The sequence below is a fragment of the Leptotrichia shahii genome (assembly GCF_008327825.1).
GTDB lineage: Bacteria > Fusobacteriota > Fusobacteriia > Fusobacteriales > Leptotrichiaceae > Leptotrichia > Leptotrichia shahii.
In genome coordinates, this window is sequence record NZ_AP019827.1 from 1,701,607 (window position 1) to 1,720,801 (window position 19,195).

The 19,195-nt window shown below is 32.4% G+C and carries 12 protein-coding genes; all 12 read right to left on the minus strand.

Annotated elements, in window-relative coordinates; translation table 11 throughout:
• Positions 1-127: 127 nt before the first annotated feature.
• Positions 128-595: a hypothetical protein gene (locus F1564_RS07860; protein ID WP_018450610.1), complete on the minus strand. Its 468-nt coding sequence runs from the start codon at positions 593-595 to the stop codon at positions 128-130.
• Positions 596-616: 21 nt separating this feature from the next.
• Complete coding sequence (locus F1564_RS07865) at positions 617-2,206, minus strand: glycoside hydrolase family 57 protein (RefSeq protein ID WP_018450609.1); 1,590 nt, start codon at positions 2,204-2,206, stop codon at positions 617-619.
• Between the two features lie 281 nt (positions 2,207-2,487).
• The gene (locus F1564_RS07870) at positions 2,488-3,387 is read right to left on the minus strand and encodes a diacylglycerol/lipid kinase family protein (protein ID WP_018450608.1); all 900 of its coding nucleotides are present in this window, start codon (positions 3,385-3,387) and stop codon (positions 2,488-2,490) included.
• A gap of 124 nt (positions 3,388-3,511) precedes the next feature.
• Positions 3,512-6,505 (minus strand): single-stranded-DNA-specific exonuclease RecJ, encoded by a 2,994-nt coding sequence (recJ, locus tag F1564_RS07875; protein WP_018450607.1) that lies wholly within the window; start codon positions 6,503-6,505, stop codon positions 3,512-3,514.
• A gap of 204 nt (positions 6,506-6,709) precedes the next feature.
• Positions 6,710-10,279: a pyruvate:ferredoxin (flavodoxin) oxidoreductase gene (gene nifJ, locus F1564_RS07880; RefSeq protein ID WP_018450606.1), complete on the minus strand. Its 3,570-nt coding sequence runs from the start codon at positions 10,277-10,279 to the stop codon at positions 6,710-6,712.
• A 537-nt stretch (positions 10,280-10,816) separates the two neighbouring features.
• Complete coding sequence (locus F1564_RS07885) at positions 10,817-11,590, minus strand: sulfate ABC transporter permease (protein ID WP_018450605.1); 774 nt, start codon at positions 11,588-11,590, stop codon at positions 10,817-10,819.
• A gap of 82 nt (positions 11,591-11,672) precedes the next feature.
• Positions 11,673-12,521 carry a sulfate ABC transporter permease subunit CysT gene (gene cysT / locus F1564_RS07890; RefSeq protein ID WP_018450604.1) on the minus strand — a complete coding sequence of 283 codons (849 nt, stop codon included), beginning with the start codon at positions 12,519-12,521 and terminating at the stop codon, positions 11,673-11,675.
• Between the two features lie 35 nt (positions 12,522-12,556).
• On the minus strand, positions 12,557-13,588 hold the full coding sequence (locus F1564_RS07895; protein ID WP_018450603.1) for a sulfate ABC transporter substrate-binding protein: 1,032 nt from the start codon (positions 13,586-13,588) through the stop codon (positions 12,557-12,559).
• A gap of 199 nt (positions 13,589-13,787) precedes the next feature.
• Positions 13,788-15,473 (minus strand): sulfate adenylyltransferase subunit 1, encoded by a 1,686-nt coding sequence (locus F1564_RS07900; RefSeq protein WP_018450602.1) that lies wholly within the window; start codon positions 15,471-15,473, stop codon positions 13,788-13,790.
• Positions 15,473-16,375: a sulfate adenylyltransferase subunit CysD gene (cysD, locus tag F1564_RS07905; protein ID WP_018450601.1), complete on the minus strand. Its 903-nt coding sequence runs from the start codon at positions 16,373-16,375 to the stop codon at positions 15,473-15,475. The genes F1564_RS07900 and cysD overlap by 1 nt, the downstream gene beginning before the upstream one ends.
• A gap of 539 nt (positions 16,376-16,914) precedes the next feature.
• Positions 16,915-17,244 (minus strand): 4Fe-4S dicluster domain-containing protein, encoded by a 330-nt coding sequence (locus F1564_RS07910; protein ID WP_006805883.1) that lies wholly within the window; start codon positions 17,242-17,244, stop codon positions 16,915-16,917.
• Positions 17,228-18,976, minus strand: a complete 1,749-nt coding sequence (locus tag F1564_RS07915) for an adenylyl-sulfate reductase subunit alpha (protein WP_018450600.1) — start codon at positions 18,974-18,976, stop codon at positions 17,228-17,230. The genes F1564_RS07910 and F1564_RS07915 overlap by 17 nt, the downstream gene beginning before the upstream one ends.
• Positions 18,977-19,195: the final 219 nt, after the last annotated feature.

Consider the following 19,195-nt stretch of genomic DNA (forward strand, 5'->3'; position numbering starts at 1 on the left):
TAATTATTATTTTAACAAATAAAAAAGAATCTCTTCAAAAGTACTTTCATAATGTACATCTAAAAATCTGAAAATGCACATTTTTTATTCTTTCAAGAGATTCTTATAGTTTTATATTTTAAATTATTTAATCCCAGGTCAAAGGTTCAAAAGGTCCACATTGACGCATATTTTCACTTATTTTTTCAGTACTTCTTGCACTAGGTTTAAATGTTGTAATGATATTTCCATCTTTATAAACTTCTATTTCTGTAGCAGATGATAATGCATCCATAAATTCCGTCCAAATTTCTGCACCTTTTCTAGTAGTTGATCTCATGCTTAGAGGATAATACGCATTTCCATCAATTAAAAATTCAATATCTGGAGCTGACGAAATAAGTTTATCATAATTATCTTTATACAAAGTAACACTATGATCCCCTTCTGTATTAAAAGACTGGACATTGCAAGAAATATCCAAAATATAATTCTGTTTATTACTAATCGCAAATATTTCTGAACCTTGTTCATAATCCCAAGTCCAAACATTCGGTATTTGTGCCATTGTAAAAATTGATGACAATAATAAACATATTAATACTTTTATTTTCATATATACCCCCACTTTCAATAATTACAACCAATCACTTCTGTACATTCTATATTCGATTTCAGGGAAAATATTATCTCTGCTTTCAATTTCACTTATCCAGCTTTCATCTAAATTGCCATTTTTGAAGTCTTCGTAAATTTTGAATAATCTGTGGATATGATCGCTTATTTTTTTATGAGCATAACCAACCATTGTTCCTGTGTACATTATAAATTCCCAACATGAAGTTTGTGCCATTAATAATTCTCTTGCGGCTTGATTTAATGCCCTGTATTCTAATTCGTTATATGGCTCTCTTCCGTTTGCTAGTTCTATCATTTTTTGTGCAGCTTTATGTAAATGTCTGTATGCATAATCATTTGAACCGTCTATCCAAACGTCATAATAACCGTTTGCTCCCCAGCTTGACATACTCACATCGACTATTTGATTTGTAGGGTATTGCTGTAAATATTTGTATGGTGTTATTGTAGAAAAATTAGATTCAGCTATTGCCCTGAATACCCATTCCAAAAATATTGGTCCTTCATACCACCAGTGTCCATATAATTCAGCATCATAAGGTGACACTACGATAGGTTTTCTATATTTCATTTTTGAAGCAAGATATTCAATCTGTTTTGAACGATTGAATACAAAGTTATAAGCATGTTCTTTTGCTCTATCTGCTGCTGCCTGCGGATTATAAACTGCTTTATAAGTTCCTTTCTTATCTGTTATTGCATGATATTTTATTCCTATGTTTCTTCTTACTCCATCACTGTGCAAGTAAGGTTTTACAAGTTCATAATCTAGTTCATATCCTGCATCCTTATGGAATTCACGGTAAAGTCCATCTCCTGGATATCCTGATTCAGAACTCCAAACTTGTTCTGATGATTCCAAATCTCTGGCAAATGCAGCTACATAATTCTTAGTGTAGACTGGTGAATAAATACCATAAACTGGACGTGGATCACTATGCATAATTCCATGCGCATCAACTAGGAAGTATCTTATTCCGTGTTTTTCCAAGAACTTATCTTGTCCTGGATAATAGGCACATTCAGCTAGCCAAATTCCCTTCGGATCTCTTCCAAAATTTTTAATATAATCTTTTTTTGCCATAAGCACTTGAGCATTTACTGCTTCAGGATAGTCTTTCATAACTGGCAAAAATCCATGTGTCGCTGTAACTGGAATGATTTCTAAGTTACCCTGATCTTGAAATTTTCTAAATGCCCCCACTAAATCTTTGTTGTACTTTTCTTCAAATACTTGTCTTGCTCTAGTATTGAACCATAAATTATGTTTTGCAACATTTAGCATGTCAGGATACGGACTTAGTCTTTCCACTTCATTTTCACAGAATTCAACTAATTTATTCATATGACGAAGATATCTTTCACGCAATAAACCATCATTTAGCATATTTACAAGCGTTCCAGACATTGTGATAGTTATATTCCAAGGAATGTTATCTCTTGTTAAATTTTCAAACATTTCAAGTAAAGGGATATACGTTTCCGTAATCGCTTCATATAACCAATCTTCTTCTAAAAATTCTTTATACTCTGGATGTCTTACATACGGCAAGTGTGCATGTAAAACAAGACTAAAATATCCATTCATAATTTTTCCTCCATACTTTTCTAAAATTTTTTATATAATATATTTATACCATATTTTTGAAAAAATTCAAAACATTTTTATTCAAAATCATTATATCATTTTTTCAAAAAAAATTCATAACTTACTGTGTACATTGTAAATATCAAAATTAAAAGTAATTTTTTTTATAAAATATACTCCTATACAATATTTCATTTATTATATTATACCTTTATGATTTCCAAATTTCAATTGATTGTTTTATTTTTTTGGATTAGAGTTCTCTTATATTGCAAATTTTTTTAGCAAAAAACTTTTAATTTCCCACTAATAAACTCAATTGTTACATCCATATTTTCTCCTTCTTCTCCATCAATGCTTACGTCAATTTCTTCGGAAACTTTTTTTATTTCGCATTTTTTGGCTTGTAAAGTTCGGATGTAATCGTTGTTTGTTAGATTGCTGTTCATTAAATCGATTATAATTTTTGGAATATCTAGCGGGTTTTCAATGCTTTTTACAATTAGAATATCCATAAATCCGTCATTCATACTGGCTTCATCAATTACATTTTCAAATCCACCGACACTTTTTCCATTCAGAATTGCATATAAAATAGCCTTTTCCTTAATTGTTTCATTCCCATCCAGCACGATATCCAAGTCAAAAGTCTTTATATTTGTAAGTTCTCCAAGTCCATTTATGTAATAGGCAACTTTTCCAAAGGTTTTTTTCAACGTTTTATCCGTATTATAGGAAATTTTAGTAAACAGTCCGCCAGCATACGAAGATAAAAATACAGTTTTACCATTGATTAGCCCAAAGTCAACATATTTAGCAGTTTTATCCGTAATTTTCTCTATCCAGTTTTCGATATTTTCTTCAATTTTCAATGCTTTTGCAAAGTCGTTTGATGTTCCTGTCGGAAATATTGCAACTTCTGGAAATTCAATATTTTTAGAATAAAGTTCGCTCAAGCAACGGCTCAAAGTTCCATCTCCGCCAGATAAAATTAAAATATCATATTTTTCATTTTTCAAAATTTCTGTAAGCAAGTCATAATCCCAACTTATGCTGTAAAGTGTCAAAGTAATCCCTTTTTCCAGCAGTTTTGTCGTTATTAAATCAAAATTGCTTAAAATCGTATTGGCATTTCCAGATTTTGGATTGTAAACCAAAATAGCCTTTTTTAATTTTTCCATAGTTCCTCCTATTTTTACAAAACTTATAAAACCCATTATTTCAGTATTTCCCGTATCTTTTGATAGGAATCCTAATTACTTGCTTAATAAACACTTACACAGTCTTTATTTTTACAATTATTATTTACAAAATCTCATTAACTGAATAATCAGAATAAATCTTTTCTCCATCTTGCAGTAATTTTTTCAATTTAATTTTTTCCTCAATCGGTAAATATTCCACAAAAATATTTTTTGCATTTTTTCTCTCCTTCTTTGTTGAATTTTCTAAAAATATTATATTTTCTGGCACTTCAATTTTCGTATCTATCTCTTCAATATTATTTTTGTCCAAATCATCTGTTCTTACCATGAAATCTTCAGAATTTATTATTATGCAAAATCTTTTCTCCACTTTTTGTTTTCTATCTTCACTTAACTTTTCAGTATTTTCCAGCTGTTTTTCCACAATATTCTTAGAGTTTTCCACATTCTCATTATTTTTAAATTCTATTTTTTCAACTTTTTTATACTCCAGTTGCTTTGGATCTTCGTTAATTTCACTCTCCACAGCATTTTTATCTTCTGCCTCATAAAAAATTTCGTTTTGTATTGAAAAATCTGTTTTTATAATATGTTCCAGCTTTTCTGTATCCTTATAGTTATAAAACAATGTAAATGGATAGCCGTTTTCCGAATATTCTTCATTTATATCAAAATATGATTTTATAAAATTGTTAAAAGATGGCTTTTTATCTGAACTTACTACAATTTGACTTTTTTTATCAGTCATTTTTTTATAATAAATTCCAACTGTCAGTAAAAAGTTTTCAAAATTTGACATTTTGTACTTATATTTTTCATTTTCATCAAAAATATTTTTTATAATCAAGTTTTTATTTTGCTTAAAAAACTGTGCCAGCAATTCTTTAGTCTGTGAATTATACTCCATTTTCCCAATCAGAAATTCTTTTATTTTCTTAAAAATACCAATTTGCGTGTAATCGTAACATTTAAAATTATAATCTCTTTTTATCAGTATATTTACAATATTATGATTTGAAGCCTGCTTTACATTCTCAATTTTCACGGTAAAATTCCAGTTATAATACTGATTTAAAAGTATTAACAAGTTGGAAATGCTATAATCAAGCCGTCCAATGAACTTTCTTCCTTGAAAAAGCGAAACCTGGTCAAATTCCATTTTCATTGTAATTTTCTTTTCCGTTTCCAGCTCAATATTTGTATAAAATACCGACTTCATCGGGAAAGATGTGTTAAAAAGCGAATGATAATAAGATAAAGTATCGTCCTTCAACTGCGACACCTTCACATCTTCAACATACACTTTCGTATAATATCTATCTTGAAACATTTCCGTCTTTAATTTATAAACAATATCGTAAAACAAATTCTCGTTCAGTTCCTTAAAATACTCGCCAGAATTAAACCAGACAGCATTTCTATTAAAAAATCCCTTTTGCTTTATGTCAAACATTATATGATTTTTATTTTCTCCAATAAATTTTATATTTTCAAAAAGTACGTTATTTGTCCTAAAAGTCGGCATTGGATTTCCAAAGCCAAACGGCTTTAAAAGTTCTATTATTTGGAAAAATTCGTAGGAAACCTTTTGAATTGGGATTTGCTTGTCAATTTCTATTATTTTTACAAAATCCTCTTCCTTTAATTTTGTTTTTGCAAATTTATTTATTTTTTTCCTAAATAATTCCAAATTTTTTATTCCAATCGTAAATCCAGCCGCTCCAGAATGTCCTCCAAACTTCACAAAAAGTTCAGGCATTGACTGCAACGCTTCCAAAATATTAAAGTTCCCAATACTTCGACACGATCCAACCGCTATTCCTTCATCTTCCTTCACTTCAATGATAATCGCAGGCTTATAATATTTATCCACAATTTTGGAAGCCGCTATACCAATTACACCGTGATGATATTCAGGCGAATAGTCTACAATCACATAATCTTCCTTCAAATCGCTTTCTTCAATGTGTTTTTCCACTTTTTCCACGATTTCATTCTGTAATTCTTTTCGCTCAAAATTTTTATTAATCAATTCCTTTACGATTATCTCAATTTCTCTATCATTATCCGAAATTAGTAATTTTACTACCATTTTTGCATCTTTAAGCCTTCCAGCCGCATTAAAGACAGGTGCTATTATAAAGCCTACGTCATACGAATTATACTCAGTTTTCTCATTAAAATCTGAATTTTGCGTACTAAATAATTTATACAGCAAAAATCTAAGCCCCTTATTTTTAGAACGGCTAAGCTGCTCCAGCCCAAACTTAGTCAAAATCCTGTTTTCTTCCACCAGCGGCACAATATCGGCAACCGTACCAATTGCCACCAAATCGAGATACTTATATGCTTTTGCCTTTTTCCCGATTCTTTCATAAAGACAAAGAATTACCATAAAAATAGTTCCAACTCCTGCTAGAAACTCAAAGGAAAATTCATTTTCAGGACGTTTGGGATTCACAACGGTGATAGCGTCTGGAACTTTATCCCCATGTAAATTATGGTGATCAGTAATAATTATCGGCAAATTTATAGAATTTGCAAACTCCACTTCAGGAAATGCTGTAATTCCACAATCCACAGTAATTACCAAATCTGCCCCAGATTCTTTTATTTTTTTCAATGCTTCATTATTCAATCCATACCCTTCATCCCGAATTGGAATATAATAGTTCACATTTTCCGCCCCAAGCTCCTTTAACGCCATATACAAAATAGATGTCGAAGTAATCCCATCCACATCATAATCTCCATATATCCAAATATTTTTCTGTTCCTTTATCGCCTTTTCAATTTCCAAAACTGTCTTTTCCATATCCTGCAGTCCATAAGGATTCTGGATATTTTCAAGTTTTGGATTCAAAAACTCCCTTACTTCCTTCTCTGTCGTTATCCCACGTGAATAAAGTATTTTCAAAATATCATTATCAATTAATGAATTCAAATTTATATTTTCAAAATTCTTTTTTTTATTTTTAGTTTTTTTCAAATTTTTTACTTTATAATCATCTTTCTGTTTGCTGTCCCTTTCGATGTATTCACGCTCTTGTCGTGGATTAGGAATAATTTTTGCAGCCCATCTAGTATTTCTCATAATTTTTTCCCCTCTTAATTAAACTTTTTTATAACTCCTCCCCAAATATTCAAATAAATTATTTTTAAATACCCACATAATTTTACCACATTTTTTCACCAAAATAAATGCCAGTTATTTCAATTTTTTCCTAAAAATAAGAAAAACCCCTAAAATAAAGGGGAATTTCTTTTATAAAAAATTAAATTTTATTTTAATTAAAAGTTATTCTTCTGTTGAATAATCCATTGCTGCCATTCTCTTATAATAATTCCAGTTGTCTTTGGCATTTTTCAAGTTTGCTTCTAACAGCTCTTTTGCCTTTTCAGGAAATTCTGCAGCTAAAGTCGCATATCTTCGTTCTCCTAACAGAAATTCCTCATACTTTTCCCAAGCTGGATTTCTTGTATCCAATTGTAATGGATTTTTGCCTTTTTCAGCTAATCTTGGGTCAAATCTGAAAATTGGCCAATATCCTACTTCTGTCGCCAATTTTTCTTCTGTCTGAAATTTACCCATACCCGCCTTTATTCCATGTTCGATACAAGGCGAATAGGCAATCACTATTGATGGTCCTGGATATGCTTCGGCTTCTCTTATCGCTTTTAATGTTTGGTTCTGATTTGCTCCCATTGACACCTTAGCAACGTAAATATTTCCATAAGTCATTAATATTGCAGCTAAGTCTTTTTTCTTCGCCGGTTTTCCTGAAGCCGCAAATTTGGCGACTGCTCCTGTTCTTGAAGATTTTGATGATTGTCCTCCTGTGTTTGAGTAAACTTCTGTATCAAGCACGAGAATATTTACATCATCTCCAGAAGCTAAAACATGGTCAAGTCCACCAAATCCAATGTCATAGGCCCATCCATCTCCACCAAACATCCAAATAGATTTTTTGATTAAGTATTGTTTTAATTCTAATATTTCAGAAATATTATTTTTAACTTTTTCATTCACGTTTTCTGCATTTTCTTTTTCTAACGCTTCTACCAGTTCATCACGTATTTCTGTAGTTTTATCTCCATCATCAAAGTTTTCTTCAAACGAAATAAACAATTCTCCAAGTTTAGGTGAAACATCTTCTTTTATTTCTCCCATTCTCTTCAAAATTCTGTGCCGAATTGTATTTACAGCCTGAAACATTCCATATCCGTACTCAGCATTGTCTTCAAATAGTGATGATGCCCACGCAGGTCCACAACCACTTTCTCCAGTTGTATACGGTGATGATGGTGTTGAAGCTCCGTAAATTGAAGAACATCCAGTCGCATTTGCTACGATCATTCTCTCTCCAAATAATTGTGTTACTAACTTAATATACGGTGTTTCTCCGCAGCCTGCACAAGCTCCAGAAAACTCAAATAACGGTTTTGCAAATTGTGAACCTTTTACTGTATTTTTTCCTAAAATTTTATCCTTATATGAAACATTATTAAACAAATAATCTGTATACTCAACTTCGTTTTTTTCAATTTGAGATTGAGTAGATTTCATAACAATCGCTTTTCCACGTGGTGCAGGACACACATCCACACAGGCACTGCATCCTGTACAATCCAAAGGCGATACTTGAATTTTATAATTCAAATCATTCATTCCACGCCCCAAAGCCTTTATTGTTGGCATTCCTTCAGGTGCTTTTTCCATTTCTTCCTTATCTAATAAAAATGGTCGTATTACAGCATGTGGACAGACATAGGCACATTGATTACATTGTATGCACATATCGGGCTGCCATTCTGGCACTTCATCAGCAATTCCTCTTTTTTCATAATGTGCTGTCCCATGTTGAAAACTTCCGTCTACCATTCCATTTTCTATAATTGAAGAAACTGGCAATTCGTTACCTTTCATAAGGTTAATTGGATCTACAATTTTTTTGATAAATTCAGGTTTTGCAGCTTCAATAATTTGTTCGTTGACTTCAAGATTTGCCCATTCTGGCAACACTTCAATTTCTTCCAAGCCGTCAATTCCCCTATCAATTGCATCCCAGTTTTTTTGAACAATATCTTGCCCTTTTCTTCCATAACTTTTTTCTGCATACTCTTTCATATATTCTTTTGCTTCCTCATGCGGAATTACTCCCGAAAGGTAAAAGAATGCTGATTGCATAATAGTATTTGTTCTGTTTCCTAATCCAATTTCTTTAGCTAATTTTGTAGCATTTATAATAAAAAATTTGATTTTTTTTCTAGCCAATTCTCTTTTTATCTCATTTGGAATACTTGGAATCAATTTCTCCTTCTCCCAGATTGTATTCAGCAGAAATGTTCCACCTTCTTTCAATCCAGAAATCATATCGTATTTCCCAAGATATGCAGGTGCCGAACAGGCTACAAAATTAGGTCTTGTAACTAAGTAAGTTGAGTGAATTGGACTTTTGCTAAATCTTAAATGTGATCTTGTTACTCCTCCAGCTTTTTTTGAATCGTATGCAAAATAACCTTGTGCATACAAGTCTGTTTTATCTCCGATGATTTTTATCGAATTTTTATTGGCTCCAACTGTTCCGTCTGAACCAAGTCCGTAAAATAGGCACTCCTTTACATCTTCATTTCCTGTGAAAACTTCTTCCTCCAGTGCAAGTGATGTAAATGTAACATCATCAACAATTCCAATTGTGAAATTATTTTTTGGCTCTTTTTGTGCAATATTCTTGAACACTGCTACAATTTGTTCAGGCGTTGTATCTTTTGATGACAGCCCATATCTTCCACCTACTATTTCAGGCGCATTTTCTCTTCCGTAGTAAAGCGCTTTTATGTCCATGTATAGCGGCTCTCCTAATGCTCCCGGTTCTTTTGTTCTGTCAAGTACGGCAATTTTTTTCACGCTTTTTGGCATTACATCAAAGAAGTATTTACTTGAGAAAGGTCTGTACAAGTGAACGTTTAGCACTCCTACATTTTCTCCTTTTTTATTTAAATAATCTACAACTTCTTTGATTGTTTCGTTTACAGAACCCATCGCAACAATAACTCTCTCAGCATTTTCAGCTCCATAATAAACAAATGGAGCATAATGCCTTCCTGTTTTATCACTAATTTTTTTCATATAGTCATTTACAATATCAGGCACAGCTTCGTAAAATTTATTTTGAGCTTCTCTTGCCTGAAAATAAATATCATCATTTTGTGCTGTTCCTCTAGTTACTGGATTTTCTGGATTTAAAGCCCTTTCTCTAAATTCTCTAACTGCTTTTTTATCAAGCAGACTTTCAAGAAAATCGTAATCCATCACTTCCACTTTATTTATTTCGTGTGACGTTCTGAAACCATCAAAAAAGTGCATAACAGGCACTCTCGACTTAATTGCAGCCAAATGCGCAATTCCTGCTAAATCCATCACTTCCTGAACCGAGCTTGTTGCAAGCATTGTCCATCCTGTCATTCTAGCTGAATAAATATCTTGGTGATCTCCAAATATTGACAATGCCTGTGCTGAAATAGCTCTTGCAGCCACATGCATTACTCCTGGCAGCAATTCACCTGCTATTTTGTACATATTAGGTATTTTCAATAATAATCCCTGAGATGCAGTAAATGTTGTAGTCAAAGCTCCAGTTTGCAATGATCCATGTACAATTCCTGCTGCTCCAGCTTCAGACTGCATTTCTACAACTTTCACTTGTGTTCCAAATAAATTTTCCTTTCCGTATGATGCCCATTGATCTACAAGTTCTGACATAGTTGATGACGGAGTAATCGGATAAATTCCGGCAACTTCCGTGAATGCGTACGCTATGTGAGCTGCAGCTTGGTTACCATCCATTGTTTTCATATTTTTTGTCATTTTTCCCTCCAAAAATTAGAAATTTCATAACTTTTTTCTTAATTATAAAATTTCAATTACATATATATAATTATATATTTTCTAGTCCAAATTTGCAATTACTTTTTAACTTTTCTTTCTATTATTTTTTATCAAGTTATTATTTTAAGTCATTTTATTTAATAACAGTTTTTACTATTTTTATTATGTTTTTTCTCTTTTTTTGCAGAATTACTCATTGCCGCAACTCCTTATCTCGCAGTAAAGGCTTATCCTGATAATTAAAATTGTGGCAAGATTGCCTACGCGATACCTATAGGTAGACCTCGACTTTATTTGCTCAGCTTCAGAACTACTCCTTTCGGTTGTCAGATAGTTGTAGTTGAACAAATAAAAGCTCTGTCAATTTATTAAACTAAAAAATTATATTTTAACTATTTGAAAATACTAGAGTTTAATTTTTTGTTGAAAAAGTCTATAACAAATTCGTCATTTAAATAGGATTTTTAGTATTATAAATCGTTATAAATTTAAATAAATTATCCAAGAAAATCATTTTTAAATTCCTTTTTTTGTAGATTTATGTTCAACGATGTTTTTTATAATTAAAATAAATATTGAAATCATTACCAAAAGTGAAGATACTGCAAATGCGGCTGTTATTGACTCTGATGACCCTGATAGATAAAGGGCATCAATTTCTAGCGGCAATGTGAAAGTTCCGCCTCTTGCTTTTGAAAGTGCATTTACTGCACCAAACTCTCCTAATGCTCTTGCTGTACAAAGGATTATTCCATAAAGCAATCCCCATTTTATATGTGGTAGCGTTATTTTTCTAAAAATTGTGAATCCATCTGCTCCCATCAGTGCCGCTGCTTCCTCCTCATCTTTTCCTTGAGCATTCAAAATTGGTACAATTTCTCTTGATATAAAAGGAAATGTTACAAACACCGTTGCTAAGATTACTCCTGGAATTGCAAAAACTATTTTTATATCAAGCACAAAAAATTTATTCAATGCCGTAATATAAGGTGCTGCCCAACCCATTCTTCCAAAGGTCATAATAAAGGCAAGACCTGCTATTACTGGAGAAATTGAGAAAGGAATATCTATTAACGTGGCTAGAATATGTTTTCCACGAAAAGAAAATTTTGTAAGAAGCCATGCTGCCGTTACACCAAAAAAAGTATTTATAATCAGCGCCGATATTGTTGCAACTGCTGTAACTTTCAGAGCTGAAAGGACATATCTGCTTGTCAGGCTTTTTATGTAGAATTCCCAGCCCCTTTGAAGCGAATTTACAATAATCGCAATTAACGGAAGTACAAGCATAACTCCTACAAAGACTATGCTTATTGTTATTAATACGTATTTCGCTGCACTATTTTTTTCCCCTATTTCATTTCCTCCTTTGCTAAATATTGTTTGTTCGCTTGAACTGATTCATCTGAACTAGGTTTATTAAAAATAAAAGTATGAATGAAAATATTAACATAACTAGAGCTATAACAGTTGCCGATGGATAGTCAACATAATTTAATTTTTGCATAATTACATAAGAAATGACCTGTGTATGTTCTTTTAGGCTATTTCCTGAAATATAAATTACGCTTCCGTATTCTCCAATTCCTCTCGAAAATGCAAGTCCAAATCCTGTTAAAAGCGCAGGTCTTATTTCGGGAAAAATCACTTTCCAAAAAGTCGTTTTTTTATCTGCTCCCAAAATATATGCAGCTTCCTCATACTGATTATCCAGCTTTTCCAATATTGGCTGAACCGCCCTTACCACAAAAGGAATTCCCACAAAAATTAATGCAATTATTATTCCAATGTGAGTATATGAAATTTTTATTCCAAATTTTGCAAAATATCTTCCAACAATTCCAGTATCAGAATACATTTTTGAAAGTGTAATTCCTGCAACTGCGGTAGGCAAGGCAAAAGGTAATTCCAACATCCCGTCTAAAAACCTTTTTCCAAAAAAATCATACTTTACAAGCACCCAAGCCAAAATTACTCCAAAAACACAGTTTACAGCAGCCGCAGCAAACGAACAGGCAATACTTGTAAAAAGTGCACTTAAAACTGCCTTTTCTGTTATAAGTTGCCAAAATTCAGAAGGCGACAGCCTAAAGGAATAAACTAATACTGAAACAAGCGGTATCAGTATTAAAATTGACAACATTGCCAGTGATATTCCAAATGTCAGTCCAAAACCTGGAATCACAGTTTTTTCTTTTCTTTTTAAAGCTAATATTCTCATTGTTTCACTCCTTTCATTTAAAATCTTTTTTATTTTTAATTTTCATAAATTTTATCAAATAACGCACCTTCATTGAAAAATTTCTCGTATGCTTTTTTCCAGCCACCAAAATTATCTATTTTTGTCAATTTCATCTTTAAATCAAATTTATTTCCGTATTTTTTTAGAACTTTTTGGTCATAAGGTCTGTAGCCGCTTTCAGCTATTATTTCCTGAGCTTTTTCTGAATACAAATACTTTAAATATTCTGTACTTGCTTGATAAGTCCCGTCATCTTTTGAAATCTTATCGACAACTGCTACTGTCGGCTGAGCTAAAATGCTCACACTCGGATAAACAATTTGATATCTGTCAGGATATTCCTTAACCGTTGCAATCGCCTCATTTTCCCATGCAATTAACACATCTCCCTGATTATTTTCTACAAAAGTTGTAGTTGCTGCTCTTGCTCCTGAATCCATTACAGACACATTGTCATAAATACTCTTTACAAAACTTTTTATTTTATTTTCATCTTTTCCATATTTTTCAAGCCCATACGACCATGCTGCCAAAAAATTCCAGCAAGCTCCTCCACTACTTTTTGGATCAGGTGTTATTACTTTTACTCCTTTTTTTGCTAAATCGTTCCAATCCTTGATATTCTGTGGATTTCCTTTTCTTACGAGGAAAACAATTGTCGAGGTATACGGAGAAGAATTGCCTGGAAATTTGCCTATCCAGCCTTTTTCAAGCAAGTCTACCTTCTCAAGAAGTGCAACATCATTTTCCAAAGCCAAAGTTACCACATCCGCATCAAGCCCTTCAATTACGGAACGTGCCTGTGAGCCTGAGCCTCCGTGTGACTGGATAATATTCACATCTTTTCCATATTTTTGCTTGTAATATGCCTTAAACAGCCCATTATATCTCTCATATAGTTCACGGGTAGGATCATAGGAAACATTCACAATTTCCATCTTCTGCTTATTCTTCCCAATTTTGCTGCTTTGCCTTGCAATTCCTATAAAATAAAGCAAAATTACAATTATAGCTAATATTGCTGGTACTTTCAATTTTTTTAGCATATTTCCCTTCTCCTTTCCCTTTTTATACTTGAACCCACTCAAAATTGAACTCTTAAAAATCATATAAATTTAGGATTTGAGTAAAATAATTATAATTTTTGAGTTAGGTTTTAAAATAGTTTTACTATACAACCGTCTACTTTTTATTCATTAATTTTTTGTTTCTGTATTTGCTAATTTAATAATCTAGAATTTAAAATTAAATTACGTAAAAACTATCTCCACTTACTATTCTTCTATAAGTTTCAAATCTTGCCCATTTTTTATGAATTTCCACTTTATTTATATTTCGATTGTAATCTAAAAGATAATTTTTCATATCTTCTCTAGTTTTAATCTGTAATCCAAATCCTGCTTCGTCTAGCACTGGAAGCCCTGTAAAATGATAATCTTCTAATCTCACAATATCAAAAATCTTACGATCCCTAACTAACACTGCCGCTTCACTTTCAAGTGAAATAATGTCAAAATATTGCGGATACTCAAAGCTATCTCCCTTTTGAGGCACAATGTCGCCTACATGATACGTTTTTTCTCCTGTTTCTTCTTTAGACATTCTTGCATTTTCAAAATCAAAATACAATTCCTCAAAAATATATCCGCCAATTTTTATATCATCTTTTTCAAAATATGGTTTTTCTCCAGTCGTATCAATATTTTCCACTACTCCCGCAGCAGCTGTTTGATGAGAGAGTCTGTCAATTAATATCAATTCTCCCAAAGTCTTATTTTTCTTAAATAAATCAACAATAACTTTATCTGAAAATTCAATTTTACAAAGAGCAATTTCATTTTTCACAATACTTTGCATTTCGATTTTTTCTCCAGTATTTACATCAATTTTATAAACAATTTCCTTCAATATTGCAGGAAGTTTCTTCGTTCCAAGTTTTGCCAAATATTCTTTTCCAACAATTAATTTATCATCGTCCATCCACAATAATGCGGCTTCAATTGATTTTGCAACTGAAAGATTTTTGTTTTTCGTGATAACAGAACCACGACTCACATCTACTTCCTTGTCCAGCTGAATTGTAACAGCCTGTCCAGAAAATGCCTCTTCTACATTCCTATCCCCATTCAAAATCGTTTTCACAGTCGCAGTTTCATTACTTGGCAACACAACAATTTCTTCTCCAACTTTTATAAAACCACTTTCAATTTGCCCTTGAAATCCTCTAAATTCATGATTTGGACGGCAAACTCTTTGAATCGGTACATAAAAATCAGAATTTTTAGTATCTTCTGTCACATCAACTGTTTCTAAATATTCGATAATGCTTTCTTCCTTATACCAAGGCATATTTTCTGATTTTTTAGTAACATTATCTCCTTCAGTTGCACTCACAGGAATTATTTTTATATTTTCCAATTCCAATTCTTTTGCCAATTCCTTTACTTCATTGACAATTTTATTAAATTTCTCTTCGCTATAATTTGCTAAATCCATTTTATTTACTGCAAAAACGAAATGACGTATTCCGACCATTGAGCAAATTCTTGCGTGTCTTCTAGTTTGAACAAGTACACCTTTTGTAACATCTAAAAGCAAAATTGCAACTTCGGCAAATGAAGCTCCAACCGCCATATTTCTTGTATATTCTTCATGACCTGGCGTATCAGCCACAATAAAGCTACGTTTATTTGTAGTAAAATAACGATAAGCTACATCAATCGTGATTCCTTGTTCTCTTTCAGCCATCAATCCATCTAAAAGTAGCGAATAATCAATCGCTCCTCCACGTGATCCAACTTTACTATCTAAAATCAATGCTTCCTCTTGATCTGCATAAAGCAATTTTGAGTTATAAAGAATATTTCCAATCAATGTTGATTTTCCATCATCCACACTTCCACAAGTAATAAATTTTAATAATCTCACCATTAAAAATACCCCTCTCTTTTTCTTTTTTCCATGCTTGCTGCCCCACTATCTCTATCGATAACTCTACTTGTACGCTCAGATTCAACTGAACTCAATGTTTCATCAATTATTTCCTCCAAAGTTACAGCATCTGATTCCACAGCCCCAGACAATGGATAATCTCCTAGAGTTCTAAAACGAACCATTTTAATTTCAGGCTCTTCGCCTTCTTCCAATCGCATTCTTTCATCATCAACCATGATTAAATTTCCATCCCTTTCCACAACAGGACGTTCTGCGGCCGAATAAAGTGAAACAATTGGTATATTCTCCCTTTGAATATACTCCCAAATATCCTTTTCAGTCCAGTTGGAAATTGGGAAAACTCTAATACTTTCACCTTTACTAATCTCTGTATTGTAAAGTTTCCACATTTCTGGACGTTGATTTTTGGGATCCCATGCTTGTGCTGCATTTCTAAATGAGAAAATTCTTTCTTTAGCACGACTTTTTTCCTCATCTCTACGACCTCCGCCAAATGCCGCAGTAAATCCATATTTATTAAGTGCCTGTTTCAACGCTTGTGTTTTCATAATATCTGTAAATGAAGAGCCATGATCAAATGGATTAATATTTTTTTCAACTCCTTCAGGATTGATATATTCAATCATTTCAATTCCAAGTTCTTTCGCCCTTTTATCACGAAAATTAATCATTTCCTTAAATTTCCAACCAGTATTCACATGTAGAAATGGAAAAGGCGGTCTTTCAGGATAAAACGCCTTCATTGCCAAATGTAACATAACCGAGCTATCCTTTCCAATTGAATAAAGCATAACAGGATTTTCACATTCAGCCGCAACTTCCCGAATAATATATATCGCCTCCGCTTCCAATTCATCTAAATGAGATAATTCATTCATATTATAAATCACCCTTTCTTTTTTTATTTTTTCAAACTTATGAATAAAAAAATTTAATATATTATATTTTTCTATATTATTACACATTACATTTGTACAGTCAAGTGTATATACAATTTATTTTTAATTTGTGATAAAAATATTTTTTACATCAAACTAATTTGTTTAAAAAAAACTCACTACTCAGATTTAGAATAGTGAGAAAAAATACTGCTACATAGCATTATTTTGTATCAAAAAGAATAATACTATAATCAGTATTGTTATTTTTATATACCGTAGCATTTTTGCACCTCCTTTTTACGGAGATACTTAAAATAAGAGATCAAACTTATTTTTAAGCCACTTACATTATATAATAAAATTAATCTAAATTCTACAAAAACTCAAAAAATCATTTTTTTTATTAAAAATTACTATTGTTTTTTTCTCTAAAATGTTGTATAATTAATATAACAAAATACGTAGCATTTTTGAAAAAAGATCAACTTAGGCTATCTCATAATTGGGGTAGCCATTTTTATTATTCATTATATTTATCAATATTTATTTGCATCTTTCCTATTTATATCAATTTCTTCCACAGTTCCGTCCCTTTTTTCAATAATCCATTTCAGAACATCTCCTTCTTCCTTAGTCGTCATCGTACTTCCATTCCCTCCAATATCTGCCCCAAGAAAAAACGAAATTGCCTGAACCGGACATTCCTTTACACAAGAAACACAGCCCCAGCAGTCTTTTGGATACTGCATAACCGCCTTTTCGATTTTCATGTCATCCACTTTCTGCATTTCAATCAAAGTCCCCGGACACACCAACGTACATTTTGTACATCCTATACACACATACGGATCAATTACTATGCTCATATTTCTCCTCCTTAACAATTTCCCTCATAAATACTTCCAGTTCTCCATCAACTAATCTTGAATTCACATATTTAAAGTAATTTTCATCAGTTTCAGGATAATCCAGATTCTCATTAAACGAACGCCATCTCGTTTCCTTCCTGAAAAAAAGATGCCCAATTAGTGATTTACACACTATCAATCTCTCTTTTAGCTCATAAGCAAACATTAAATCATGCATATTATCTGCCGAAAGCTCATCAGAAAGCTCTATAAGCTGATCAATTTTCTGTTTTGCCAAATTTAGCTGCTTTTCATTAAATTGATAGTTTGTAGAGATTCCACCTGCATATTCATCCATAATTTTTTGCATTCCTTCTTCCATATCTTCCGTTGAAAATCTTTTGGCTTCTGTATTTCTTATTTTTTCATACTGATTAATAATTTGATTCTTTTGTTCATTCAAGAAGTTTTCCACATTTTCATAAATTTTTCCACAATTAATATTTTTTTCATCAGCTAACTTTGAAATTATGTCAAGCGCCGCAATTTCCCCTTCAGCCAATGCACCTGTAACATATTTCTGTGGACAGCCTCCAGCTACATCTCCAGCCGCATAAAGTCCATTAATTGTAGTTTCTCTATTCGTATTTACCCAAAAGCCGCTTGCGGTATGCCCACCGACAATATACGGCTCTGTCCCTTCAATTTCAACATCTTGCTCATTTGGATTTTTTCCACTTTCAATCCACTTCAATGTTTGACTCGGTGCCATATTTAAATATGCTTTCAACAAACTATCGCTTTCATCTTCACTAATTCCACTCGTCTTCAAATAACAGGGTCCATTCCCAAGTTGATTTTCCCTCACAGTTCCATAAACACGCTCACTCGTTGTAAGCCCGTATTTATCCTCATAAACAACTCCTTTTGAATTTATTTGCTTCGCTCCAACTCCCTGAGCAATCGTTCCAACTGGTGCAATTGTGTCCTTACATCTCAAAGCAATAAATCTCATCTCAAAAGTTGTCATTTCTGCTCCAGCTAAAATTCCCATCGCATATCCTGCCCCAGTATTAAATGGTGGATACCACATCTTATGCCGTGAAAATCCAGGATTATTAGGCTTATAAAGTCCAGCCGCTCCTCCAGTTGAAATTATTACTTTTTTCGCTCTAATTACAAAAGCCTCCTCTTTTTTTATAGAAAATCCAACTGCCCCATAAACTTTCCCATCTTTCACAAGCAAATCCGTAATATTAAGTGTATTCAGAACTCTCACATTTTTTGTCTTTTTCACAGCATCAGCAAGTATCGGCTTGAAATTTTCTCCATTTATTTTTATATTTCTATTTCCACGTGCAACATACTCTCCATTCTCATCTTTCAAAATCACAAGCCCCAGCTTTTCCACTTCAGTGGTAATCTCATTAAATCTATTCGCAGCAGTAATTAACAAATCGTGCCGTACAATTCCATTGGCATCCTTTGCCGCATAATCCACATAATCCTGTGGCACACGTCCTTTCACATTATACGCATTTATTGCATTAATCCCAGCCGCAAGACACCCGCTCCTCTTAATATTCGCCTTCTCTGCTACAATTACCGATAAATCAGAATTTTTTCCAAGCGTAATCGCCGCATAACATCCAGCAGTTCCCCCACCAATAATTAATACATCCGTTTCCAATTCCTTTATTTTAAGTTTTTTTCTTTCCTTATTATTTTTATCATCCTTATTCTCTGCCATAAAATTACCTCTTTTATTAATTTTAATGATATTAACTACTCCATTCAATACTATTAAACTATATTATTTTTCTTTTTTTATTTATCAATATTTTACTTTAAAATCTTTTTAATTAAATTAATTTTCATAATTAAAAATGCTTAGACAAGCCGGGTTTGCAAAGGGGATGGCGACTGTTCCCCTTTACTTTATAAAAAAGAAAAAACATAAAAATTACAG